Raw genomic sequence first — 24,820 nt, forward strand, 5'->3', positions numbered from 1 at the left:
CGCCCGGTCGATCAGTTCCCGCCGGTCGGCACGTCCGAACGCAGGTCGGGCAGGATCTCCGCGACGCGGTGTGCGGCGCCCGCCGGGTCGTCGCCCGCGACGATCAGGATGATCTCGGTGACGCCGACCTCGGTGTAGGCGGCGATCTGCGCGGGAAGGGCCGCGACGTCGTCGGGCACCCGGACCTGCACCGACCGCCGGATCTCGGCCGGATCGCGCCCGACGGCCGCACAGTGCCCGTCGAGCACGCCCGAGAGCTCGGCGACGAGCTCCGGTTCCCCGCCGGGGGCGTTCCACACGGCGGCGTGCTCGGCGGCCGTCCGCAGCGTGCGCCGACGACCCGTGCCGCCGATCCAGATCGGCGGGTGCGGGCGCTGCACGGGCTTCGGCTCCGCGACGGCGTCCGTGAGGTCGTAGTGCGTGCCGTGGGCCGTGGTGCGATCCTCGGTCCAGAGCGACCGCAGGATCGGCAGGGCCTCGGCCAGCCGGTCGGCGCGATCGCCGACGGTGCCGAACGGCAGCCCCATCATCGTGTGCTCGTTCTCCGCCCACCCGGCGCCGATACCGAACTCCAGGCGACCGCCCGACAGGTGGTCGACGGTGACCGCGGCCTTGGCCAGCAACCCGGGATGCCGGTAGGTGTTGCCGGTCACCGAGCACCCGATGCGGACCCGGGTCGTCGCGACCGCCATACCGGCCAGCAGCGTCCAGGCCTCGAAGATGTCGACGCTGTCGTCGCCCCCGAGGCCGGCGAGGTGGTCCATGTTCCAGCAGTGGTCGAAGCCGCCGTCGTCGGCGATGCGCCAGACGTCCCGCAGGACGTCGATCGTCGCGGCCTGACTGAGCTTGAGCCCGAAGCGCAGCGGGTGCATGTCCCCGTCCTACTCCGGGGAGGTGACGGCCGCATCTCCCTGCCGGGCCGGTCGCGGCGGGTCCCCTGGTGTCCCGCTCCTCCGGCCGGCGCCGGGGCCGTCGGCCGGACCTCTTCCGGTCACTCCGCGGGCAGCTGGTGACGCCGGCGCGGGACGGCGGGGCGCACCGCGGCGGTCCGGATCAGCTCCCGCGCCGTCCCGGAGTCGGCGACGAGCGTGTGGACGAGCCCTGACCGGAGGACGGCGTCGACGGCGTCGGCCCGTTCCGGCTCGCGGACCAGGGCGACGACCTCGGAGGTCGACCGGAGCTGGTCCTCCCCGACGGCGACCACGTGGTGCGCGAGCTCGGTGTCCAGGACGCGTCCGTCACGGTCGAACAGCAGCCCGACGACCTCACCGCAGGCCCCGCGCGCGCCCAGCGCGCGACGCCGGTGCTCGGTGAGCACGTCGTGCACCGTGGAGTGCCCGGCGCGCCATGCCCCGACGGCCAGTACCGCGACGTCGAGGCGCGAGTGCAGGGCGAGCGCGTCGGCGACCCCGACCTGGCCGCGCAGCGCGAGCACGGTGTCCCGGTCCGGCAGCACGAGTGGCGCGTAGATCGGGTACCCGGCTCCGCCGCAGAGCGCCGCCGCGCGGGACACGGCGACCGCCGAGCTGTCCCGCCGCCACGGCAGCGAGTAGGCGCCGCACAGCTGCACCACGGTGCACCGGGGCAACCCGTCCAGCCGCTCCACCATGTCGTTCACCGTGCGCGACCAGGCCAGTCCGAGGACGTCGCCGGCCCCGGTGATCTCCCGCACGAGGTCCGCGGCCAGTGTCGCGACCCCCGCCGAGCTCGCCGGACCGGGCGGGACGACCAGGACGCGGCGCAGGCCGTAGGCCTCCCGCACGTTCGTGGACAGCGCCGTGTCGACGTCAGGGCCTGCGGTGATCTCGACCCGGACGATGCCGCGCTGCCCGGCCGCGTCCAGGATCCGCGCCACCTGGAAGCGGCTCAGGCCGAGGTCGGCGGCGATCCGGACCTTCGTGTGCTGCCGCACGAAGTAGCGGTCCGCGACGTCGGCGGCCTGCAGCCTGCGGGTCGGGCCCCAGGAGTCGACTCCCCGCCCCTCGCTCATATGAGCACTCTAGCCCGGAAGTTCCGGCAGCTCTCTTGTCCATATCGGTGATGCGATCTCTACTGGCTGTGCTGGAGACGCTCAGATGATGGGCGCCGACCCGCCCACGACGAAAGGCTGCCATGACCGTCCCCACCGTCGGCGGCGTCGCGGTCGCGGACCGCGGAGATCACCGGGCGAGGCACCACCTGCTGGTCGGCCCGGACGACGGGTACGGGGAGATCTCGCTGGAACGCGTCTCCGTGCCGTCCGGTGCGCCGGCGTGGCAGGCACCGTACTGCGACGACGACCGGCTGGTCGTCGTGCTCGCCGGGTACGCCCGGGTCGGCCGGGACCACGACGGCTTCTCCGTCACGCTCGGCCCGGACGAGGTCGTGCAGATCGGCGGCACGCTGCGGTACACCGTGGAGCTGGTGTCGGCGGGCGCGGCCGGGTCGCTCGAGCTGCTCCTCGTGTCGCGCAGGCCGGGAACCCGCTGCTGACCGACGTGCCGGCGCCAGGGCCTCACAGCACGAGCTCCGGCGTGAGCCTGCCCGGTGTCCAGACGCGGTGCCTGCGGGCTGCACACGCCGCGACGAGGACCGCCGCGACGAACCACGCCAGCAGGACCCCGCCGTCGAGGACGAGGCCGTCGAGCGCGCCACCGTAGATCAGGTGCCGCAGACCGTCGACGGCGTAGCTCATCGGGAGGGCGTGGTGCAGGGGGCGGAGCGGTCCGGGGATGGTCTGCCAGGGGAACGTCCCGCCCGCGGAGACGAGCTGGAGCACCATCAGCACGAGCCCCACGAACTGCCCGACCGCACCGAACGCGGCGTTGAGCGCGTGCACGATCGCGGTGAAGCACAACGAGATCGCGCAGAGGAAAGCGAACGTGCCGAGCGGGTGTTCCGGCCTGATCCCGAGACCGAACACCACGATCAGGTACATCCCGGTCATCTGCACCACGCCCAGCACCGCGGCCGGGAGCCACCCGCCGAGCGCGACCCGCAGCGGCGCCTGGCCGGCGGCCACCGCGCGCCGGGACAGGGGCGCCACGAGCAGGAACAGGACGTAGCCACCGATCCAGGCGGCCAGCGCCATGAAGAACGGGGCGAGCCCGGCGCCGTAGGTGCCGGCCGTGGTCTGGGCGACGTCACGGACCGCGACCGGGTCACCGATGGTCGACGCCGTGGCGCGGCGGGTCGGGTCGTCGGGGTCCGGGATCTGGTCCGCCCCCTCCCGGAGTCCGTCGCGGAGCTGCGCGGCGCCGCCGGCGAGCTGTCCCGCGCCGTCGTCGAGCCGCTCGATGCCACCCGTGAGGCGGTGCGCGCCGCCGGAGAGGGCGTCGGCCCCGTCGGCCGCCCGCGAGATCCCGCCGCTCAGCTGAGACGCCCCCGCGGCGAGTCCCTCGGCGCCGTCGGCGACCTGCGCCGATCCGCCACCGAGGCGGCCGAGCTGGTCGTTCAGCGTCTGGACGCGCGCGTTGCTCGCGTCCAGAGGGCCCCGCGCCGAGCTGACCGCGGACATCGCCTGCCGGACCTGCTGGTCGGTGAAACCCTGCGCGCGCAACGCGGAGGCGATCCGGCCGTCGTCGGCGGAGGCGTCGTCGTCCAGCCGCTGCGCGGCGTCCGCGACCTGCTCGCCAGCGGCCGCGAGCTCGGCGTTGCCGTCGGCGACCCGGCGGGCGCCGTCGGCCAGCTGCCGGCTCTGGGCAGGCAGCGCTGCGGTGCGGTCGCGCAGCGTGTCCAGGCCCCCGGCGAGGGTGTCGGCGCCGTCGGAGAGCCTCCTGGCGCCGTCCGCCGCGCTGCCCGTACCGGCCTCGAGCTGCGACGCGCCGTCGGCCAGCTGCGAGGCCCCGTCGGCCGCCGTGACGGTCCGGTCGTGGATCGTGGAGAACCCGGCCAGCATGCGGTCCGCGGCCTCGGTGCCGACCCGCTGGGACACGGCGTCACGGACCCGGGTCGTGACCGTGTCGGCGATCGTGTGGACCAGGTAGTTGTTGGCGTCGTTGGTGGTCAGTACGAGCGAGGCCCTGCGTGGGGTGAGGTCGCCGGAGGACTGCAGTGCCGCGGTGAAGTCGGCGGGCAGCGTGAGGGCGAACGCGTAGCGGTTGTCGCGCACCCCCGAGTCCGCCTCGGCGGCGTCCACCCGGTGCCATTGGAAGGCACCGGAGTCCACCAGCTCGTCGGCCACCTGGTCGCCGGCACGCGAGAACGTGCCGTCCGGCCCGACCGCGCCGGTGTCCTCCACGACCAGCGCCGCCGGCACGGCGTCCAGGTTCCGGTAGGGGTCGCCGTTCGCGTAGAGGTAGAACCCGGCGTACAGCACCGGGACCAGCACCAGCGCGCCGACGGCCAGCCGGGGCAACCGCCCGGCGGTGATCCGCCGCAGCTCGCTGATCGCCAGCCTGATCGCGCTCACGACCGTCCTCCGACCGTGCTCTCGTCGTCCGGCCCGTCCCCGCCGGCCGGGGCCTCCGCGATGCCGTCGTGTCCCGGACCGCCCTCCGCGGTGCCGGCGCCGATCCGGAAGCACGGCACGTCGAGCACGGCCGCCGACGTGTCGGCGCACGTCACGACGACGGCGTAGCCGGTGCTCGCGCAGTTGCGCGCCATCCGCCACCACGTGTGCGGCGAGCCGCCGTGCCGGTCGGGCCCGGTGAGCACCACGACGTCCACCGCGGGGCGCGTGGCGGCGAGGGCGAGCATCAGGTCGATCCGCACGTCGGCGGGCACGTCCTCGAATCGCCGTCCGGACCATTCCCCGGCCGCGCGCTGACCGAGCCAGTCCGCGACCTGGCGTCGCCAGGCACGCCGCCCGGCCATCGCCAGCTCCTCGCCGACGACCGTGCCCAGTGTCAGCGCCGGTTCGGGTTCGCTGACCCCGGGTGTGTCGACGACCGCGACCCGCCTGCGCAGCGCGGCCGGATCGTCGGCGCCGTCGACCAGGACCCGGCCGCGGTGCGGCGCCATCCGCCCACCGAGCGCCAGTGCGAGTGCGGTGTGCCCGGTACCGGGCATCCCGGCCACAAGCACCGCGTCACCGCGGGCCACGTCGACGTCCGTGGGTTCGAGCAGGGTGCCGTGCGGTCCGTCGACACCCACCCCCCGAGCGGTCAGCCGCATGCCGCACCGCCGTTCCCGGCCGGCCGGGACGCCCCGAGCAACAGCTCACGGAGCGCCGCGGCGGCCCGCTCGTCCTGGACCGCCCTGGTCGCGTCGGGCTCGCCGAGGCGCTGTGCCTGCCAGCCCAGGAACCACGACATCACCGACCAGGCGAGGATCGTCAGCGGGGTGACCGGTTCGCGCCCTGCCGCGTCGAACGTCGCGGCCATCACGCGGGCCACCAGCTCCCGGGTCCGCTCCCGGGCCGCCGCCAGCCGCAGGGCGGCCGACTCGTCACGCGCGCCGAGCGCGGTGAACTCCGAGGTCACCAGGAACCACTGCTGGTAGGCGTCCCCGCCGAAGTCCATCACCCGGCGCACCACCTCCCCGACCGGGTCGTCGACCGCGCCGAGCGCGCCCAGGCCCTCGTCCACGACGGCGACGAGCGTCTCGTGGCGGCGCTCGTACAGCAGGTAGAGCACCTCCTCCTTCGTCGCGAAGTTCGAGTAGAACGCGCCGCGGGTGAAGCCCGCCGCGTCGCAGAGCTGCGCGATCGAGGTGCCACGAACACCCTGCTCTGCGAACAACCGCTCCGCTGCGTCCAGCAGGCTCACCACCGTCGCCGGCCGCCGTCTCGTCATCCGTGCTGACATCACGCCTCCCGATACACAACTGTATCCGATACAGATGTGTATCGGTCGCTGCTGTGCCACAGGCGACACCGGAGCCCGGTCCGCAGGGCCGGACGTATTTCCGTCGCCCCGGCGGCGGCCCGGGTCAAGGATGGGCGGTATGCCCGACCCCTCCGCCCCGCTCACGGACGTGACGCCGGCCGACGCCACCGTCGCGGCGTTCGACACGCTCGGTCTCGACTACGAACGCGCGTTCCGCGACCTCCCCGCGCTCGACTCCGCCGTCGAGCGTCTGGACGCGACACTCCCCCGCGGCGCCGCCGTGCTCGACGTCGGCTCCGGGACCGGACGGCCGGTCGCCGAACGCCTCACCGCCGCCGGCCACCGCGTCACCGGCATCGACGTCTCGCCGCGCATGGTGGAGATCGCGCGGGAGCAGGTGCCGGGTGCGACGTTCGAGGTCGCCGACGTCCGCACCTGGGCGTCCCCGGCGGCGTCGTGGGATGCGGTGTGCGCGTACTTCTCCGTGCTGACCATGCCGCGGCCGGAGCTCGACGCCACGCTCGCCCGGATCACCGCCTGGCTCGTGCCCGGGGGGCGGCTCTCGCTCGCGACCGTGCCGGTCGACGCCGACGGGCTCGACGTCCCGTTCCTCGGACAGCCCGTCCGGGCCTACAGCTACGACGCGGAGACGTTCGTCGACCGCGTCCGCGCCACCGGACTGGTCGTCGACGGTCACGAGGTCTCGACGTTCCGGCCGGACTTCCCCGGTGCGACGCCGGAACCGCACCTGTTCCTCGAGGCTCACCGGTGACGCACGATCACCGGATCCGAGCACGTGGCGTCGCCCCGGACGGCCGGGTTCAGGCACCGGCCTCGCCGGACGCCGACGGATGGCGGCGGTGGGCGTTGCCGTCCTCGACCGGCACCACCCAGGAGCACACGCGCGCTGCGGAATCGGCGCTCAGGACCGGACGCCGTCAGACCTTTCAGTCTGTTGCCACCATCCAGGCGTCCGGACCGGCGTCCGTCATGGCGTGTCCGTCGGGTCGTGCTCGAGTGCGGTCGGGCTCGGTGACGAGCGGCCGCAACACGCGATCGGACAACCGGCCCAGGCAGGTGAGGTTGGGGAACCCGGGCCCCTGGGCGTAGCCGGCGAGCATCGGGAGCACCAGGCGCGGCCGCAGACCGTCGACGGCGATGTGCCGATCGATCCGCTCCTCGATCAGGGCGAACGTCGGCTCCGCGGCGCCGACCGTCGCGGCGAGCCGCTCGCGGGCCGTCGGACCGAGCGCGGACAGGAACCAGTGCCGGTTCGACGCCGCCCCGTCGACGACGGCGTCGAACCGGACGGTCGTCGCGACGCCGTGGCCGTCGAGCAGCGTGAGCGCGACCCCGTCGTCGCCGCGAACGCAGCCGACGACGCGACCCTGCCGGTGCCCGACACCGGGTTCGGCGGCCAGCCGCTCCAGCGCGTCGGTGGAGTAGACCCCCCTGTCGATCCGCTGGATCAGGGCGCGCCGGTCGTCGGCGCTCAGCGACGCCCACAGCTCCGGCGCGTTGAACAGGCGGTTCTCGACGAACCCCTCGCCGCGGCTGAACACGACCGGGTCCGGCGTGATCACCGTGATCGACTCGAAGCGGTCGGCGACGAGCTCCTCCACGATGGACGCCGACGTCTCCCCGCCGCCGATCACCGCGACGTGACCGTCGCGGCGCACGTCGCCCGGTCCGTCGACGAAGAACGCGTGCGTGTCGACGACGACGTCGCGCGGGAACCGGCTCTCCGCGGGCCCCGGCCCGGTGAGCATGAGCGTCTCCCCGCGCACCTCGGTGCGCCTCCCGCCGCTCTCGACGGCGACCCGCCAGCCGTCGCCGGAGACGTCGAGCTCGGTCGCCCGGCCGTGCACGAGCCGGTGGTCGACCCGCGCGGCGACCCAGCGCAGGTAGGCCGCCCACTCGCGGTGCCGGGGCTGCGGCCTGCCGCGGTCGACCCAGCCGGCGTACTCCCGCCGCTCGATCATGTAGGTGACCCAGCTGTAGCGGTACAGACGGCGGTCGATCTCCGCGTTGTCCGTGCCGAACTCGTCGGACTCATAGGGGTAGCCGACGTCCTTCTCCGGATAGCTGCCGAGGCGCTGACGCCCGGTCGTCCGGCCGCCGGCGAACGTCCAGTTCGACGCGACCGAGCGCTGCTCGACGATCGTGACGTCCGGGACCCGGTAGCCGAGCTCGCGCAGGACCGTGGCACGCGCCGCGACGGCCATCGCCTTCGGCCCGGCACCGACCACGACGATGTCCCCGTTCACGCGGACCCCAGACGGCTGCCCGGGCGGAGCACGTCGGCCGGGGTGTCGACGACCGTCCCGTCCGCGGTCCGGATCCGGTTCACCCGCACGCCGTGCTCGCGGCCGGTCCGGGCCTCCGGACCGGCGACGACGACCACGTCGTCGCCGTCGCGGACGACCCGCCCGGCCGTCCCGCCGAACCGGCGCCCGGTGACGCTGACGTCGAGGAACGCGATCGGGGTGTCCCCGACCGTGCTGTGCGCGTTCGGGAACGGGTCGCACTGCGCGCGGACGAGGTTGCGGATCGCGCGGGCGGGGCGGGTCCAGTCGATGCGGTTGTCCTCGTGGCGGCGGCGGTGGAAGTAGGTGGCCTCCGCGGGGTCCTGCGGGACGGTCGGGCGGCCGCGCAGGAGCGCGTCCAGCGACTCGTCCAGCAGCGGTGCAACGACGTCGAGCGACCGTTCCACGAGCGTGAGCGCCGTGTCCTCGTCGGACACCGGCAGGACGCGCCGGGCGACGATGTCGCCGGTGTCGAACCCGTCGTCCATCATGTGCGCCGTCACGCCGACCTCGGACTCGTCGTTGATCAGCGCCCAGTTCGGGGCGCCGAACCCCGCATAGCGCGGCAGCAGCGAGTCGTGGACGTTCAGCGTGCCGAGCCGCGGTGCCCCGAACACCGGCTTCTCGATCCGGCTGGGCCAGTTCGCCACGACCATGAGGTCGGCGTCCGCGGCGACGACGGCGTCGGCCGCCTCGCCGTTCAGCCGGTGCGCGTGCATCGTCGGGACGCCGAGGTCGCCGGCCAGCGCGCCGACGTCCTCGTTGAGGTAGGCGTAGTACGGGTCGTCGATGGGTGGCTGGGTCACGGCGAGGACCACCTCGTGTCCGGATCGCGCGAGTGCGGAGAGGGCACGGTGCCCCCAGGTGGCGAATCCGACGAAGACGATGCGCATGGGTCTCCCGGGGTCAGGGTCGGGCTCGGGGTCGGTGGTCACGGGGCGCCGGACGTGGCGCGTGCGACGACGTCGCCGAGCGACGCGCCGCGCAGGATGTCGGCGACGGAGAGTCCCGGCACCGGCATGCGGGCCATCGCCTTGTGCAGCTCGAGAGCCTGCAACGAGTCCAGTCCGAGCGCCACGAGCGAGGTGTCGGGGTCGAGCGCGTCGGTACCGGCCAGCCCCATCACGCCGGCGACGACCGCGCGGATGCCGTCCGGCGTGACGGCGTGCCCCGGCGCGGGGTCGCCGGCCGGGTCCGGCGCGGGGTCACCGGCCGGGCCGGCTGCGGGCGCGACGACGAGTGCCGGGTCGAGCAGCTCCGGCGTCCCGAGCACCTCGGTGACGGAGCGCAGGACGGTCCAGTCCGCGGACAGCACCAGGCTGTTTCCCGGGCTGGCGGTGAGCCCCGCGTCCAGCGCGGCTCCGGCGTCCATCGGGGTGATCCCGGCCGCGTCCGACCCGGCCAGGATGCGTCCGTGGTCGGTGTCGGTGTCGGTGTCGGTGTCGGAGCCGGTGGCGGCGTCGGTCTCGGGTCCGCGCCACACGCCCCATTGCACGGAGCGGGTATCGATGCCGATGCGCCGCAACCGGTCCGCCGCCGTGTCGAGCATGCGGTTGGTCGCCGCGTAGACCGAGAGCCCCGGCCCGCCGAACGTCGCCGCCACCGAGGAGCAGCACACGACCCGGGCGTGCGGGTCCAGCGGCAGCGCGTGGACGAGGTGCTCGAACCCGGTCACCTTCGCCGCGGCGGCCCGTGCGAGCCCGGCCGCGGCCGTCGCCGGGTCGGCGGCGTGCACGTAGTCGACGGCGGCGTGCAGCAGCAGCGTGACCGGTCGCTCTCGGGCGCGGGCGAACGCGTCGACGGCGTCCGGGTCGGTGAGGTCGCAGGCCACGACATCGACCGTCGCCGCCGACCGTCGCATCGGCTCAAGGACCGGGCGGAGCACGGGGTGCTCTCCGGAGCGGTTGAGCAGCGTGACGTGCCTGGCGCCGCGGCGGACGAGCTCGGCCGCACAGGCCAGGCCGAGCCGCCCGGTCCCCCCGGTGACGACGACCTCGCCCAGGTCGCCGTCGTCCGTGGTCTCGTCGGCGCGGGCCAGCCGTTTCGCGTGCGGCACACCGTCTCGCAGCGCCAGCTCGGCCTCTCCCGCCGTGTGCACGGCGGCGAGAGCCCCGTCGGCGGTGCCGCCGTCCAGGTCGAGGTGGGCGAGCCGGGCGCCGTGGTCGGCCGCCGTACAGCGTGCGGCGACCGCCGCGGCCGCCGCGAACGGTTCCGGCGCGTCGTCGTCGCGCACGCGCTCGCCGCCGGTCGTGACGATCCAGGCGCGGGTGGCCGCACGGACGGCGGGCAGCCAGCGGTCCGCGGCCGCGAGGAACCCGGCCAGCTCGTCGGTCGCCTCGCCGGTCACCGCCGGGAGCAGGACGAGGACGGTGTCGGCGGTCGGATCGCAGCCGGGGTCGCCGAGCCTGTCGTGGACACGGACCTCGGAGCCGTGCCGCGGGCCCTGAGCGGCGATCGCGGACGCGAGGTCAGCACACCGGCCGGTCGGGTCGACGAGCGTCACGCGCGTCGGGGTGGTCATGGTCCTGCGCCGCAGCGGCACCCACGTCTCGACGAGCCGGCGCGGCCGATCACCGGGGGCCGGGGCAGGTGCCGGCGGAGCGGCCGCGGGAACGGGCGCCGGACCGCGCACCGCCCACATCGGACGCTCGTCGAGCACGGTGTGCGGGAAGTCCTCCAGCGGCAGCGGGGGCGGGCCGGGCGGCGGCGTCCGCAGCAGCCCCCAGTCGAAACCGGAGTCCGCGACGGCGATCTCGGCGAGCGCGCGGGTCACGCCGGACATCCCGTCGGCCGTGCGCGACGAGGTGGCCACGACGTCGGCCGGCACGCCCGCTGCCGCGGCGTTGTCGGCGATCGGGCCGGCGAGCGTCGGGTGCGCGGAGGCCTCGACGAACAGGTCGACGCCCGCGTCGAGCGCCGCCCCGACGGCCCGGTCGAAGCGGACGACGTTGCGCAGGTTGAGGAACCAGTAGCGGCCCGGCTCGATGTCGACCGGCAACGGATCCCCGGCCAGCGCCGACGTGAAGCAGTCGATCACCGGCTTCTCGAACCGCGCCGCCGTGCACCCGGCCTGCAGGCCCGCGATCAGGTCGTCGCGCAGCGCGTGCATCCGGGACGTGTGCGCCGGGTAGGTCACCGCGATCTCGCGGGCGAACGTGCCGTCCGCGGCCGCCCCGGCGACCAGTCCCGCGACGGCGGCCCGGTCCCCGGACACGCAGACCGCCTGCGGCGAGTTGACGACGGTCAGCTCGGCCCACGCGTCCGTGCGCGCCAGCAGGGCCGCGCACCGCGACGGCGACGTGGCGAGGAACGCCATCCGGTGCTCGTCGCGACCGAACACGGACGCGAGACGCGCGCGGACCACGACGGCGCGCAGCGCGTCCTCCAGCGTGATCGCGCCGGCGAGGTGCGCGGCGGCGATCTCGCCCTGGGAGTGCCCGAGCACGGCGTCCGGTGCGACGCCCAGCGACCGCCACGTCGCGGCGACCCCGACCATCTGGGTCAGCAGCGCGGGCTGCACGGTCACCACGTCACCCGCCTCCGGACCGTCCGGGTCGACGTCGCCGAGCAGGTAGCCGCGCACCGACACGCCGTGCTCGCGGCGCAGGATCTCCTCGCACTCGTCGACGACCTGCCGGTAGGCCGCCGAGCCGGCGAGGAACGCGCGGCCCATCCCGGGCCACTGGGCGCCCTGGCCGGGACAGACCAGCCCGATCCGGCGCGGTCCGGCCGCCCGCGCGCCGGTGACGACCCGCTCGTGCGGCACGCCGTCGGCGACGGCGTCGAGAGCGGACACCAGCTCCGCGGACGTCGTCGCGGACACGAGCACGCGCCACGGCCGCACCGGGCGGGTGCGCGCGAGCGTCGCCGCGACGTCGACGGGCGACACCGACGGCCGGTCCCGGAGGTAGCAGGCGATCGCCCGCGCCTCGGCCCGCAGCGCCGCCTCGCTCCCGGCGCCGACCGGCACCGCGACCGAGCCGTCGGGCAGCCGGTACGCCTCACCCATGATCGTCCCCCTCCCGCATCCCGACGATCGCGTGCGTGTTGCTGCCGCCGATCCCGAACGCCGACACGGCCGCCCGCCGCCAGCCGTCGACCGGGTCCCACGGCGCCGTCCGGTCCGGCAGCTCCAGTCCGGAGCCGTCGATCCCGTCCGCCGGCTCGTCGTCGAACAGCGTCGGGACGATCCGCCCGTGCCGGCCGCACAGCAGCGCCTTGACCAGCCCCATCACTCCGGCGGCGGCCTGCGTGTGCCCGAGGTTCGACTTCACCGACCCCAACGACGTGCGACGGCCATGGCCGGCCGCGGCGGCCCCGTACGTGGCGGCCAGCGCGGACAGCTCGATCGGGTCGCCGACGCGGGTGCCGGTCCCGTGCCCCTCGACCAGCCCGACGGCCTCCGGCGCGACCCCCGCAGCGGCCAGCGTCCGCCCGACGAGCTGCCGCTGCCCCGCCTCGCCGGGCACGGTCATCGCGGAGCCGCCGCCGTTGTGGTTCGTGGTCACGGCCAGTACGTGGCCGAGCACGCGGTGCCCGTGCTCGGCCGCGCGCGACTCCCGCTCCAGCACGACGACGCCCGCGCCCTCGGACCACACGGTCCCGGTCGAGCACGCGGAGTACGGCCTGCACCGGCCGGTGGCCGACAGCGCGCCGTTGCGGGCGAACTCGACGAACATCATCTCCGAGCCCATCACCGTCACGCCGCCGGCCAGCGCCAGCTCGCACTCGCCGAGCCGCAGCGCGTTGACGGCGAGGTGTACGGCCGTCAGCGACGCCGCGCAGCCGGTGTCGACGGTCATCGACGGGCCGGTCGCGCCGAGGCAGTGCGAGACCCGCCCGGCGATCGCGGACAGCGACGTGCCGCCGAGCAGGTAGCCGTTGTGCTCGTTCGGCACGGCCATGGACGGCCCGTAGTCGTTGATCAGCGCACCCAGGAAGCACGCCGTGCCGGGCCCGCCGGCCCTGGCGGGGTCGATACCGGCGTGCTCCAGCGCCCGCCAGGCGACACGCAGCGCGACCCGCTGCTGCGGGTCCATCGCGACCGCCTCCCGCGGCGTGATGCCGAAGAACGCCGGGTCGAACAGCGCGGCGCCGTCGAGGAACCCGCCGGCGTCCGGCACCGCGCCCCAGCCGTCGCGCTCGCCGAGCGTGCGGAGCAGCTCCAGGTCCCAGCCGCGGTCGTCGGGCATCGGGCCGACCATGTCGGCGCCGTCGGTGAGCGCGGACCACAGCCCGGCCGGGGTGGTGATCCCACCGGGTGCCTCCACGCCGATCCCGACCACGACGACCCGGTCCGCGGCGGTCACCGAGCCGGTCACCGCACGGCCGGGACGGCGTCGGCGACCGCGCCCGCGACGAGGTCGACGTCGTCGTTCAGGTAGAAGTGGCCGCCGGCGAACAGCGTCACCGACAGGCCGCCCGTCGTGTGGGCGGCCCAGCCGTACAGGTCTCCCGGGGTGACGATCGGGTCCGCGTCCCCGCCGAGCGCGAGGATCGGGGCGTCGACCGTCGCCGTGGCCGGGCAGGAGTACGCGTCGACGGCGGCGTAGTCGGCCTTGAGCGCGGGAAGCGCCATGCGCATGATGTCGCGGCTCGCGAGCACCTCGGCGCTCGTGCCGTTCAGCGCGACGAGCCGGTCGACGATCGCGTCGTCGTCGCTGGGGTGTTCCGGCTGGTCGGCGACCCGGCCGGCCGGGACGACGGCGGAGACGACGAGCAAGGCCACCGGGATGCCCGCGGCCTCGGCGGCGCGGGCGAACTCGAACGCCACGACGCCACCCATGCTGTGCCCGAACACGGTCACCGGACGGTCGGCGGTGCCCGGCGCGGCGGCGTAGGCGTCCAGCGCGCGGCCGGCGAGCTCCGGCACGGTCGTGGCGGCGGCCTCGTCGGCGCGGTCCTGACGGCCGGGGTACTGCAGCACGGTCACGGCGTGCGTCGCGCCGAACGCCCGGGAGAACGGCTGGTAGGCCGACGCGCCGGTGCCCGCGTGCGGGCAGATCACCAGCGGCGGTGCTGACGCCCGCCGCGGGGTGTGGAACCGGCGGAGCCAGCGCTCGTCATCGGTGCGCACGGAACACCTCGTCCAGGGTCGTCTTGTCGTGGCGTTCCGACTCGGCGAGCCGCTTCACGACCAGCAGGCAGGACATGCCGAAGTCGCCACCGGGGAACGACCGGATCCTGGTGCCGGACACACACACCGACCATGCGGGCGCCTCCCCGCGGGGCAGCTCCTCGCCGGTCTCGACGTCGTACACGCGGGTGCTGGCGGTCAGCACGACCCCGGCTCCGAGCTTGGCGCCGCACCGCACCCGCGCCCCTTCGACGACGAGCGCGCGGGACCCGACGAACGCGTCGTCCTCCACGACGACGGGCGTCGCGCCGATCGGTTCGAGCACCCCGCCGATGCCGGAGCCGCCGGACAGGTGCACCCGCTTGCCGATCTGGGCGCAGGACCCGACGGTCGCCCAGGTGTCGATCATCGTGCCCTCGTCGACGAACGCGCCGATGTTCGTGAACGACGGCATCACGGTCACCCCGGGCGCCAGGTGGGCGCCCCACCGGACGATGCCGCCCGGCACGATCCGCACGCCGGCCGCGGGCGCCTTGAGCGGGAGCCGGTCGACGTAGCGGAACTCCCCCGCGTGCGACTCGGCCATCGGGAACAACCGGAACGCCAGCAGGATCGCGCGCTTGACGCGTTCGTCGACGACCACGTCGCCCGCCTCGTCGACCCGGGCGCTGCGCGCGACCCCCGAGTCCACCAGTTCGATCATCGCGCGCACCCGCTCGGTGGCCGTGCCGGGCAGGGCGTCCCGGCGCTCCCACAGCTCGTCGGCCTCGTCCAGGAGTGCCGTGGCGGCAGCGGTCATCGGAGAACCTCCACACTGTCCGAAAGGGACTGACATCGCGCCATGCGCGCGGCGACCCGGCCCGGTGCCGCGACGGCGGCCAGCCGCACGTGTCCGCGGCCGGCGTCGCCGAACCCGGAGCCCGGCGCGGCGACGATCCCGGCGCCGGTCGCGAGCCTGCGCGCGAACGCGTCGCCGTCGCCGTCGGGTGCGGCAACCCAGGCGAACATCCCACCCGGCGGGTCAGGGCAGCCGATGCCGTTGTCCCGCAGCGCCGACACCAGGTCTCCCAGCCGGGCTCCGACGAGCTCGCGGCGCTGCGCCCTTGCCGCGGCGCCCGCCGTCAGCACCGCCACCGCGTGCGCCTGCGACGGCGCCGACGCGATCAGCCCGGTCTCCCTCCGGGCGGCCACCAGCTGGGCGACGATCCCCGGGTCGCCGGCGAACCAGCCGAGGCGGGCACCCGGGTGCCCGAACGACTTGGACAGGCTCTGCACGGCGACGACGCCGTCCGGCCCGTACCGCAGCACCGATCCCGGTTCGCCGCTCCAGACCAGGTCCACATAGGCCTCGTCGACGAACACCGGGACCCCGCGTGCCCGGCCCCAGGCGACGACGGCCCTGAGGTCCTCGACGACGCCCGTCGGGTTCCCCGGCGACGTCACCCACAGCATCAGTGCCCGCGCGGCGACCTCCTCCGGGACCGCGGCGAGGTCCATCCGCCCGTCCGGACCGGTCGGCACCGCGTGCTCGACCAGCCCGGCCAGCCGTACGCCGTGCCGGTACGGCGGATAGGCGAGCTGCGGCACGAGGACCGTGTCGCGCGGTTCCCGGCCGCGCAGGAGCAGCGGCGTCGTCGCGATGAACTCCTTGACCCCGGCGCACGCCGCGACGTCGCCGGCGTCGACCAGGAGATCGAGGTCACGGCGGAACATCGCGGCGACGGCGTGCCGCAGCTCCTCGCTGCCGCGGCACAGCGGGTATCCGCCCAGGTCGGCAGAGCCCTCGACGGGCGCCCGGTCGCCTGCGTTGCCGAGCGACAGGTCGATCGGTGCCCACCCCGACCGGTCGGCCCGGTCGAGCAGCTCCGCGCGGCCCGGCGCGGTCGTCGCGGCGGTCACGGGGCCGGGACCGCGGGACGCGGACGGATGCGGTCGGAGGCGCAGTCGAGCGTGGCCAGGTAGTCGTCCACCGTCTCCGCGCGCCGGACCCTGCTCACCGACCCGTCGCGGTGCAGCAGCAGCTCCTGCGGGCGCAGCCTGCCGTTGTAGGTGAACGCCATCGACCACCCGTGCGCGCCGGTGTCGTGCGCGATCACCAGGTCGCCGACGTCGGCGCGCGGGATCGGCCGGTCGACGGCCAGCTTGTCGTTGTTCTCGCACAGCGACCCGACGACGTCGGCCCGTTCGACCGGCCGGTCCTCTCCCCCGTGCACGGAGACGTGGTGGTAGGCGCCGTACATGCCGGGCCGGATCAGGCAGTTCATGCCGCCGTCGACGCCGATCACCGTGCGCGTCTTGTGCATCCGGTGCAGGACACGGGTGACGAGCACGCCGTGCGGTCCGGTCACCTGGCGGCCGCACTCCATCTGCAGTCGCGGTCGGCGCAGCCCGGTGACCCGTTCCCACTCCGCGAGCCGGTCGGTGGCCGCCCGGCCGAGCCCGGCGAGGTCGAACGGCGGCTCGTCCGGGTGGTAGGCCACGCCGACCCCGCCGCCGAGGTTCACGGACGCGACCTCGACGCCGGTGTCGCGGCGGATCTCGTCGGCGACGTCGAGCAGGACGTCCAGCGTGCGCAGGAACGGCTCGGTCGACATCAGGCCGGAGCCGAGCATCATGTGCAGGCCGATCCGCGCGGTCCCGGTCGCCATGGCCAGCCGCACGGCCTCGCCGACGTCGGCGCGCACGATGCCGAACTTCGAGGACTCCGCCGACCCGAGCCGCGACTCGACGTCGGTGCCCGCCGCCGACGGGTGGATCCGCAGGGCCAGGTGGCCCGGCGTAACCGGCTGCCGCGCGAGCGCGCGCAGCACCGACAGGTCGTCGGCGGTGACGATCGCCCCGCGTTCCAGCGCGGCCGCGAGCTCGGCGTCGGACGTGTTGTTCGAGGTGAAGCAGATCCCGTCGCCGCTCACGCCGGTGCGGTCGGCGATCTCCAGCTCGGTCGGCGAGCTGGCGTCGAGCCCGAAGCCGTGCCGGGTCACCAGGCGCAGCAGCGTCGGGTTCGGCAGGCCCTTCACGGCGAAGTACTCGCGGAAGTCGGTGCCCGCGAAGGCGTCCAGATAGGACCGGCAGTTCTCGTCGATGCCGGTCTCGTCGTACACGTGGAACGGGGTGCCGAACCGCTCGACGATCTCGTCGAGGACCGGCAGCAGCCGTCCGGCGAACTCCTCGCTCATCGGCATCCGGGATCAGGCCGCCCGTGCGACGACGATGGCGCGCGTGCGCGGTCCGGACACCGGACGTTCGTAGACGAACTCGGTGCACTCGATCCCGACGAAGCCCGCCTCTTCGGCGGCGTCGCGGATGCAGTGCGTGGACAGCCAGTGGAAACCGGGCACGCCTCCGGCGGGCACGGACGGGTCGTCGGTCGGCGGCCGGTCGTTGGACAGCACCAGCGCACCACCGGGCCGCAGCCAGGAACGCACGTGCCCGAGCACCGGGGCGAGCCCCTGCGCGGGGTCGTACACGTGGCCCAGCAGCCCGTCCGCGTACACGACCGACCACTGCTCGGCGGGCCGCCATTCGCGCACGTCGCCGACCTCGGCCTCGAGCCCCTTGCTGCGCGCCAGGTCCACCGCCTCGGCGATCACGTCGACGGCCATCACCCGGTGCCCGGCCGCGAGCACGTCGACCTCGATCGCCGCGTTGCCCGCGCCGACGCTCAGCAGGCCCTCCTCCGGGCCGGCGAGCAGCTCGCCGAGACGGCGGCGCATCCAGCGCCGGTAGCCCTCGTCGCAGGTGGCCGGCGTGATCGAGTCACCGCGCGCGTCGCCGGACTCCCAGATCTCGAACAGGTTCCGTCCCGAAGCGTCCCGGGACAGGTAGAACTCCGTCAGGCGCCGCATCCGCCGGTCCTCGGCCTTGGTGCGCTCTCCCCCGCTCACGGTCACGGTCGTCCCCCTCGATCGTCGGTGTTCGGTTCGTCTGTGGACAGATCCCGGAGGAAGTCCAGGATCAGGGCGTTCACGTCGTCGGGTCGTTCCAGGTAGCCGAGGTGCCCGGCCGCGGCCACGGTGCGGAACCGCGCACGGCCGATCGCGTCCGCGACCTCGCGGCACAGTCGCGGCGGGCACACGGCGTCGTCGGCGAACGCGACGACGGTCGTCGGGCACCGCGGGGCACCGGCCGGGAAGTCGGCCATCGCGACCCGGAACTGGGCCACCGCACCGTCCGGCATCGGCCACGGGGCCATGTCGAGCATGTCGAACCAGTCCTCGGCGTCCCGGTCGTCGGCGAGGCTCTCCGGCGACAGCCCGGCCGCCCCGAGCGCCGCCCGCGCGGAGCGCGACGGGCGGTCCGGGCCGGTCCCGAGGTCGATCTGGGCCATGGCGTGGACGGTGGACACGGCGGCGGCCCGCATCTGGACGGCGAGCAGGCACAGCCCGGTGACGAGGTCGGGCCTGCGCAGCGCGACCTCCCAGGCCACTCGCGCGCCCAGCGAGGTCCCGACCAGAGCGGCCGGACCGCCGACGCGGTCCTCGATCACCGCGACGACGTCGTCGGCGAGCTCGGCCAGTCCGGACGCGTCCGCGCCGGCGCTCCCACCGACGCCGCGCAGGTCGGGCAGCAGCACGCGGTACCCGTCCGGGACGAGGGCCGGCACCTGGTAGGCCTGCCAGACCCGCCCCGGCGAGCCCGCGCCCATGAGCATCACGACCGGGGAACCCGCCCCGGCCTCCTCCACGGCGAGGGACACGGTCCCCCGCTCCACCGTCACGCCGATGACCGCTCACCTCCCGCGGCCGTGACCGCCGCGGCGGTCCCTCCGGACAGCGCCACCAGCGCCTCGTCGAAGGCACCGGCCAGCCGGGACACGACGTCCGCGGCCAGGCGCGCCGGGACATGGCGCCAGTACGACTCCAGGACGGATCCCTCCGGTGCGGCCTGGACGCCGACGGACAGCTCCAGCGCGAACGGGCAGGACATGTCCGGTTCGGTCACGATCGGCACCTCACCGACGACGCCCGGGTCGGTGACGGCCGTCCACGGCCGGGCGTCCACCGCCCTGGCCGAGGAGATCCGGTCCACGCGCCCGAGGTAGGTGACCAGCACCTCCGGGACCCCGTAGCCGCCGGGGACCGGGACGTGCCCGAGCAGTCCGGCGTCGGCGCCGCCTGCCGGCACGGCGGCCAGCGCATCCGCCACCGTCCCCAGCCAGGCCTCCGCCGCGCCGGGGAGGCGCAGCTCGTCGACCGTCGGTGCCGTCGCGTCCGGCCCTCCGACCACCGTCGGGAACGTGGTGGTGAACCAGCCCAGGGTGCGGCTGGTGTCGATCGGGGTGCCGGCGTCGCGTTCGACGAGCTCGTCGACCCGGCCGTGGCCCTCCAGGGCGACCGGTGGTCCGTGCCCTGGCGGCCCGCCCGCGGCGGAGAGCGCGGTCGCCCACGCCGCGCCGAGGGCGGCGAGCACCAGGACCTCGACGGTGCAGGATCCGGAGTCCGGGACCGGGCTCCGCTGCCGGTGCACCCGCATGTCCCGGTAGGTCGCCGACGCCGTGCTCCCGAGCCGCGGCGCACGGTCGACCCTGTCCGCCACGCCGGTCCAGTACGGCCGCTGCGCGGCCACCTCCGCGGACCCGGCCCGCACGTCCAACGCACGCGACCACGCGGCCAGCGGCGTCGTCTCGCCGGGCAGGCGGACCGGCTCGTCCCACTCCACGGACCGCCAGGCCGCCGCCATGTCGGCGAGCAGGACGTGCCAGGAGACGACGTCGCACACGACGTGGTGCAGGGCGAGCACCAGCAGTGGGCGGGCGAGGCCCGCGCCGCGGACGTGGGTCGCCGCCAGCATCCGGCCCTCGTCCGGATCGAGGCGGTCCCACGCCTGCCCGGCGAGCCGGGCGACGGCGCGTGCGACGGGTGCGTGGACGTCGTAGCGGGCCACGGGCACCGACGGGTCGGGGTCGGCGGGCACGTCCAGTGTCAGACGGTCCCCGTCCCGGACCAGCGTGCCCGCGAGCTGCGGGTGCGCGGCGACGACGGCGCGCAGCACGGTCTCGACCCGGTCCGGCCGGGCGTCCGACGGCAGCGCGACGACCAGGGTCATCGCGTAGCGGCGCACCGCGCCCAGTACGCCGAGCCAGTCCAGGGCGGGCATCCGGACCGGACCCGCGGCGGCCTCCGGGACGTCGTCCGGCTCCGGTGCGCGGTCGGCGTGCAGCGCGAGCTCGGCGATCGAGCCAGCGGACAGCACGGTCCTGGCGGACACCGCGATCCCCTCGTGCCGCAGTCCGGCCACGATCCCGATCACGGTGATGCTGTCGATACCCGCGTCGGCGAGGTCGGCGACGACGTCGACGGCCGGGACGTCCAGCGCCTGCGCGACGACGTCGTGCACCCGGCGTTCGGTGGGCGTGCGCGGTCCGGCGACGTCGGCCGCGGAGTCGGCGTCGAACGCGGCCAGCGCCCGGAAGTCGGTCTTGCCGTTCACGTCGGTCGGGATCGCGGGTACCGCGACGACGCGGGCCGGGACCATGTAGCCGGGCAGCCGGGTGGTCGCCGATGCCCGGACGTCCGCGGTGTCCAGCCCGTCGTGGGCCGCGACGAGGTAGGCGACGAGCACCGTGGACGCGCCGCGGGCCCTGGTCGTGACGACGGCGTCGCGCACGCCGGGGTGCGCGCGCAGCGCCGCGACCACCTCGCCGGTCTCGACGCGGTAGCCGCGGATCTTGACCTGGTCGTCGGCCCGCCCGACGAACACGAGCGATCCGGCGGCGTCGCGGCGCACCAGGTCACCGGTGCGGTACATCCGCCCGCCGCCGCCCGCCACGTCGGGCAGGTAGCGCGCCGCGGTGCGGGCCGGCTGCCCGTCGTAGCCGCGGGTGACCTGCGGACCGGCGAGGTAGAGCTCGCCGACGAACCCGGCGGGCACCGGTGTCAGGTCCGGGCCGAGCACGTGCCCGGTCGTCCCGCGCGCCGGGAGCCCGACGCTGGGCGAGGACCCGGGCGCGATCCGCGCGGAGAACACCTCGACGGTGGTCTCGGTCGGGCCGTAGAAGTTGTGCGCCTGCAGCTCCGGCCGGTCGGCGAGGTCGCGCCACACGTCGGCCGCGATGTCCTCGCTGCCCAGAGCCAGCACCGACAGCCCGCCGTGGTCGAGCAGCCCGGCGGCGCGAAGAGGTCGCAGCAGCGACGGTGACGTGTCGAGCATGTCGACACCGTGGCGGCGCAGCACCCGGATCAACCGGTCCGGCTCGCGGCGGTCGTCCTCGTCGAGCAGGACGAGCTCGTGACCGGCGAGCAGCGCCAGCTGGGGCTGCCACGCCGCGTCGAACGCGAACGACCAGCCGTGCGCGACGCGCAGCCGCCGGTCGTCGCCGCCCGCGGGCCGGTAGATGGCCTCGACGTGGTTGCGCAGCAACGCGAGCACGCCGTCGTGGGTGGCGACGACGCCCTTCGGGACCCCGGTCGACCCGGACGTGAACACGACGTAGGCGCCCTGGCCGGGCAGCGCAGGGAGCGGCTCGAACCGGACCGGCTCGGACGGGTCCGGGCGCGGCGGCACGGTCATCCGGGTCACCGCCGGGCCTGCGGCCGGCTCGATGCCGGGAGACGTGAGCAGCACCGCGGCCGAGGCGTGGTCGAGGATGAGCGCGTTCCGCTCGGCAGGGGCGGTCACGTCGAGAGGGACGACGACGCCGCCCGCGCCGAGCACGCCGAACACGGCGGCCAGGTAGCCGGCCGTGCGGTCCATCGCGACGGCGACCCGGCCCTCCCGCCGCACACCCGCCGCGGCGAGGTCGGCCGAGATCCGGCGGGCCCATGCGTCGAGCTCGCCGTAGGTCAGCGACCCGAGCGCGTCGGTGGCGGCGACGTCGTCCGGCTGCCGGGCGGCGACGGCGGCGAACACCTCGTGGATGCCGGCCGGTGGGACGGCCCGCCCGGTGTCGGGCACCGGCGCCTCGTGCCGCCTGCCGATCGCCCGGAACTCGCGGGAGGGCGCGGCGGCGATCTCCGTGACGGTCCGCAGGAACGTCTCCCCCAGCTCTCCGGGGTCGACGCCGTCCGGCAGCGCACCGGCCCGGGTGTCGACGTTGACGTAGAGCCTGCCGTCCAGCTCGAACGGCGCGACGACGAGCGGGTAGTGCGTGTACCCGTCCATGAAGACCGGTCGCATCACCAGCCCGTCGCCGAGCTCGCGTGCGCCGCCGGACGCGTCCTTGGGCACGTTGTGATAGCTGAGGATCGTGTCGAACAGCTCGCCCCGGCCGGCCTGTCGTTGCAGCTCGCCGAGCTGCAGGTAGCCGTGGGTCCTGGCCAGCGCGCCCTCGCGCTGCACCCGGTGGCACAGCTCCCCGACCGGCTCGCCCGCGACGAGCCGGACCCGGGTCGGCACGGTGTTCGTGAACAGCCCGACCATCTCGCCGATCCGCGGCACCTGCTCGGGGCGCCCGGACACGCTGCCGCCGAACGTCACGTCCGTCCGGCCGGTGATGCGGTGCAACAGGATCGCCCAGGCGACCTGGGCCAGCGTGTTGATCGTGACGCCGAGCGCGGCGGCGTCGCGGTGCAGCGCGGCCAGCGGCTCGCCGTCCAGGTAGCGCATGGTCAGCGACGGGTGGCCCGCGTCGCCCGCCGTCGGGATCCCGACCTTCGTCGGACCATCCACATCGGAGAGAACGGCGCGCCAGTGATCGCGCGCCGCGTCGGTGTCCTGTCCCTGCAGCCAGGCGATGTAGTCGCGGTAGGGCGCCGGCTCCGGCAGCGACGACGGGTCGTCGGCCCGGTAGGCGGCCGCGAGGTCGTCCCACAGCAGCGGGATCGACCACCCGTCGACGACGATGTGGTGGAACGTCCACACCAGACGGTGCCGGTCCGGGCCGAGCCGGCCCAGCACGGCCCGGCAGGCCGGGGCCGACTCGAGCGCGAACGCGGTCCGCAGCTCGTGCTCGAGCAGCGCGGCGAACTCGTCGGGCGTCGCGTCGACCTCGCGCCACGGCACGTCCGGCTCGGCCGGGACGAGCGCGACCGGGTGCGGGAGCCCCTCCGAGCGAAACGTCGCGGCCAGGTTCGGGTGGCGCCGCAGCACGGTCGTCACGGCGCGTCGCAGGCGGGCCACGTCGAGCGTGCCGTCCAGGTCGAGTACCAGCTCGACGGTGTAGATCTCGCTCTCGCCCGCCTCCGCGGACACCAGGTGCAGCGCGTGCATCCCGCGCTGCAGCGGGGTGAGCGCGAGAACGTCCGCGATCCCGGTCACCGGTGATCGACCTCCGCGGCCATCGCCTCCCGCAGGCTGCGCGGGCGCATGTCGGTCCAGGTCCGTTCGATGTGGTCGAGCACCTCCCCGCGCGGTGCGGGCCCGTGCACGACCGTCCAGCCGGACGGCAGCTCGGCGAACGTCGGCAGGAGCGCGTACTGGTCCTCGTCGTTCACGACGGCGTAGAACGTGCCGGACTCGTCGTCGAACGGATTCATGTCGGGTCCCCCGTGCGGTCGGTGCTGTCGGTGCTGTCGGTGCTGTCGGTGCGGTCGGAGTGGTCGTCGGACGCGTGCTGCAGGACCGGGTCGCCGGACGCGCCGGCCCCGCGGAAGGCGTAGAGGAGCAGGAGCAGGCCGGTCGCGCAGGCGACGGCGGTGACCAGCGGCAGCAGCAGCACCGCGCCCATGTCGAGGACGACGCCGCCGATCGCGGCACCGACCGCGACGCCGAGCGTGCCGAGGCTGGAGTTCATGGCCAGTGCCTGCGCGGTCATCGGGCCGGCGAGCGCGTGCAGCCGGACCTGGACGGCGGTGGCGCTCCAGTAGGCGAGCGCGCCCCACACGACCACCAGCGGGACGAACGCGAGCAGCGGGATCGGCGCGGCGAACCCGAGCAGCGTCAGCCCGGCCATCAGGACGATGAACGCGGCCATCCCGCCGACCAGCGTGCGGTTCGCGCCGAAGCGGTCGACCGACCAGCCGCCGCCGAACACGCCGACGGTCGCGGCGACGCCGAATACGGCGAACACCGGCGCGCGGACGTCGTCGCGTCCGAGCAGCGCGACCAGGTACGGCGCCAGGTAGGTGATCATCAGGATCCCACCCATGACCGCCGCGGCGCCCCCGACGAGCGCCGCGGAGATCTGCCGCGAGGCCAGCACCCGCACCTGGTCGCGGAACGGGGTCGGCGGGTGCGCCTCGACGCGCGGGAACGTCGCGCCGACCGTGGCCAGCGCGACGACGCCCGCGACGGCCATGAACGCGAACGTCGCGTTCCAGCTCCAGGTGACGGCGATCCACGCGCCGAGCGGCACGCCGACGGCGACGGCACCGGTGACGGCCACCGAGAGCGACCCGAGGTAGCGGCCTCGGCGGTCGTCCGGGGCCAGGTCCGCGGCCGCGGCGAAGATCGCCGGCAGGGCGGCGGCCGCGGCCAGCGCGGCCAGCACCCGCAGGCCGACGAGCACGGCGTAGCCGTCGGCGACGGCGGCCAGCGCGTTGGCGACGACGAACAGCGCGATCGCGCTGAGCACCAGCCTCCGCCGGTCGGTCCGCGCGAACACGAACCCGGCGACCGGCGTCGCGACGGCAACGGTCAGCGAGAACACGGTCACCAGCTGTCCGGCGACCGGCTCGCTGACGTCGAGCCCCGCGGCGACGTCCGGCAGGATCCCGGCGATGATGTAGTCGTCGGTGAAGAAGCTGAAGATCGCCAGGAACAGCCCGACGAGCCACCAGGGGAAGCTCCGGGGTGCGGACGTCATGGTCGGGTTC

General features: G+C 75.1%; 20 protein-coding genes. 2 read left to right on the top strand and 18 right to left on the bottom strand.

Translation table 11 applies throughout. The features are described from left to right. Positions 1-11: 11 nt before the first annotated feature. Together EV378_RS01720 and EV378_RS01725 are read right to left on the bottom strand one after the other, a co-directional pair. A complete protein-coding gene (locus EV378_RS01720; RefSeq protein WP_132421003.1) occupies positions 12-872 on the bottom strand; it encodes a TIGR03560 family F420-dependent LLM class oxidoreductase in 861 nt (286 codons plus the stop codon). Positions 873-991: 119 nt separating this feature from the next. After that, the gene (locus tag EV378_RS01725; RefSeq protein ID WP_132421004.1) at positions 992-1,990 is read right to left on the bottom strand and encodes a sugar-binding transcriptional regulator; all 999 of its coding nucleotides are present in this window, start codon (positions 1,988-1,990) and stop codon (positions 992-994) included. Between the two features lie 122 nt (positions 1,991-2,112). Here EV378_RS01725 and EV378_RS01730 point away from each other — a divergent pair, with 122 nt between their 5' ends. Next, complete coding sequence (locus EV378_RS01730; RefSeq protein WP_132421005.1) at positions 2,113-2,472, top strand: hypothetical protein; 360 nt, start codon at positions 2,113-2,115, stop codon at positions 2,470-2,472. 22 nt (positions 2,473-2,494) lie between these two features. Here EV378_RS01730 and EV378_RS01735 read toward each other — a convergent pair whose 3' ends face one another. Genes EV378_RS01735 through EV378_RS01745 form a run of 3 tightly spaced genes read right to left on the bottom strand, consistent with a single transcriptional unit; the run spans position 2,495 to position 5,714 of the window. Beyond that, entirely contained in the window at positions 2,495-4,390 is a 1,896-nt protein-coding gene (locus tag EV378_RS01735) for a YhgE/Pip domain-containing protein (RefSeq protein WP_132421006.1), read from the bottom strand. Continuing rightward, entirely contained in the window at positions 4,387-5,094 is a 708-nt protein-coding gene (locus EV378_RS01740) for a hypothetical protein (RefSeq protein WP_207908545.1), read from the bottom strand. The genes EV378_RS01735 and EV378_RS01740 overlap by 4 nt, the downstream gene beginning before the upstream one ends. Further along, positions 5,085-5,714, bottom strand: coding sequence for a TetR/AcrR family transcriptional regulator (locus EV378_RS01745; RefSeq protein ID WP_165922100.1), 630 nt, complete (start codon positions 5,712-5,714; stop codon positions 5,085-5,087). The genes EV378_RS01740 and EV378_RS01745 overlap by 10 nt, the downstream gene beginning before the upstream one ends. A 151-nt stretch (positions 5,715-5,865) precedes the next feature. Here EV378_RS01745 and EV378_RS01750 point away from each other — a divergent pair, with 151 nt between their 5' ends. Next, positions 5,866-6,519, top strand: coding sequence for a class I SAM-dependent methyltransferase (locus tag EV378_RS01750; protein WP_132421008.1), 654 nt, complete (start codon positions 5,866-5,868; stop codon positions 6,517-6,519). Between the two features lie 175 nt (positions 6,520-6,694). Here EV378_RS01750 and EV378_RS01755 read toward each other — a convergent pair whose 3' ends face one another. From EV378_RS01755 to EV378_RS01815, 13 genes are read right to left on the bottom strand one after another with little or no spacing between them, the layout of a single operon-like run. Next, positions 6,695-8,014, bottom strand: a complete 1,320-nt coding sequence (locus EV378_RS01755) for a SidA/IucD/PvdA family monooxygenase (protein ID WP_132421009.1) — start codon at positions 8,012-8,014, stop codon at positions 6,695-6,697. After that, positions 8,011-8,946, bottom strand: a complete 936-nt coding sequence (locus EV378_RS01760) for a methionyl-tRNA formyltransferase (protein WP_132421010.1) — start codon at positions 8,944-8,946, stop codon at positions 8,011-8,013. The genes EV378_RS01755 and EV378_RS01760 overlap by 4 nt, the downstream gene beginning before the upstream one ends. Before the next feature lie 38 nt (positions 8,947-8,984). Continuing rightward, a complete protein-coding gene (locus EV378_RS01765; protein WP_132421011.1) occupies positions 8,985-12,062 on the bottom strand; it encodes an SDR family NAD(P)-dependent oxidoreductase in 3,078 nt (1,025 codons plus the stop codon). Beyond that, positions 12,055-13,362 carry a beta-ketoacyl [acyl carrier protein] synthase domain-containing protein gene (locus EV378_RS01770; RefSeq protein WP_207908546.1) on the bottom strand — a complete coding sequence of 436 codons (1,308 nt, stop codon included), beginning with the start codon at positions 13,360-13,362 and terminating at the stop codon, positions 12,055-12,057. The genes EV378_RS01765 and EV378_RS01770 overlap by 8 nt, the downstream gene beginning before the upstream one ends. An 8-nt stretch (positions 13,363-13,370) precedes the next feature. Further along, positions 13,371-14,129, bottom strand: a complete 759-nt coding sequence (locus tag EV378_RS01775) for a thioesterase II family protein (RefSeq protein ID WP_132421013.1) — start codon at positions 14,127-14,129, stop codon at positions 13,371-13,373. Further along, positions 14,116-14,928, bottom strand: a complete 813-nt coding sequence (locus EV378_RS01780) for a 2,3,4,5-tetrahydropyridine-2,6-dicarboxylate N-succinyltransferase (protein ID WP_132421014.1) — start codon at positions 14,926-14,928, stop codon at positions 14,116-14,118. The genes EV378_RS01775 and EV378_RS01780 overlap by 14 nt, the downstream gene beginning before the upstream one ends. Then, on the bottom strand, positions 14,925-16,028 hold the full coding sequence (locus EV378_RS01785; protein ID WP_165922101.1) for a pyridoxal phosphate-dependent aminotransferase: 1,104 nt from the start codon (positions 16,026-16,028) through the stop codon (positions 14,925-14,927). Before EV378_RS01785 ends, EV378_RS01780 begins: the two co-directional genes overlap by 4 nt. Beyond that, complete coding sequence (locus EV378_RS01790) at positions 16,025-17,305, bottom strand: diaminopimelate decarboxylase (RefSeq protein ID WP_132421016.1); 1,281 nt, start codon at positions 17,303-17,305, stop codon at positions 16,025-16,027. Before EV378_RS01790 ends, EV378_RS01785 begins: the two co-directional genes overlap by 4 nt. Before the next feature lie 12 nt (positions 17,306-17,317). Next, positions 17,318-18,013 carry a class I SAM-dependent methyltransferase gene (locus EV378_RS01795; protein ID WP_243653218.1) on the bottom strand — a complete coding sequence of 232 codons (696 nt, stop codon included), beginning with the start codon at positions 18,011-18,013 and terminating at the stop codon, positions 17,318-17,320. A 2-nt stretch (positions 18,014-18,015) separates the two neighbouring features. Next, a complete protein-coding gene (locus EV378_RS01800; RefSeq protein WP_132421017.1) occupies positions 18,016-18,846 on the bottom strand; it encodes an alpha/beta fold hydrolase in 831 nt (276 codons plus the stop codon). Then, on the bottom strand, positions 18,843-23,324 hold the full coding sequence (locus tag EV378_RS01805) for a non-ribosomal peptide synthetase (RefSeq protein ID WP_132421018.1): 4,482 nt from the start codon (positions 23,322-23,324) through the stop codon (positions 18,843-18,845). The genes EV378_RS01800 and EV378_RS01805 overlap by 4 nt, the downstream gene beginning before the upstream one ends. Further along, a complete protein-coding gene (locus tag EV378_RS01810) occupies positions 23,321-23,542 on the bottom strand; it encodes an MbtH family protein (protein WP_132421019.1) in 222 nt (73 codons plus the stop codon). The genes EV378_RS01805 and EV378_RS01810 overlap by 4 nt, the downstream gene beginning before the upstream one ends. Beyond that, positions 23,539-24,810, bottom strand: coding sequence for an MFS transporter (locus tag EV378_RS01815; RefSeq protein ID WP_132421020.1), 1,272 nt, complete (start codon positions 24,808-24,810; stop codon positions 23,539-23,541). Before EV378_RS01815 ends, EV378_RS01810 begins: the two co-directional genes overlap by 4 nt. Positions 24,811-24,820 lie beyond the last annotated feature (10 nt).

The organism is Pseudonocardia endophytica, assembly GCF_004339565.1.
Classification (GTDB): domain Bacteria; phylum Actinomycetota; class Actinomycetes; order Mycobacteriales; family Pseudonocardiaceae; genus Pseudonocardia; species Pseudonocardia endophytica.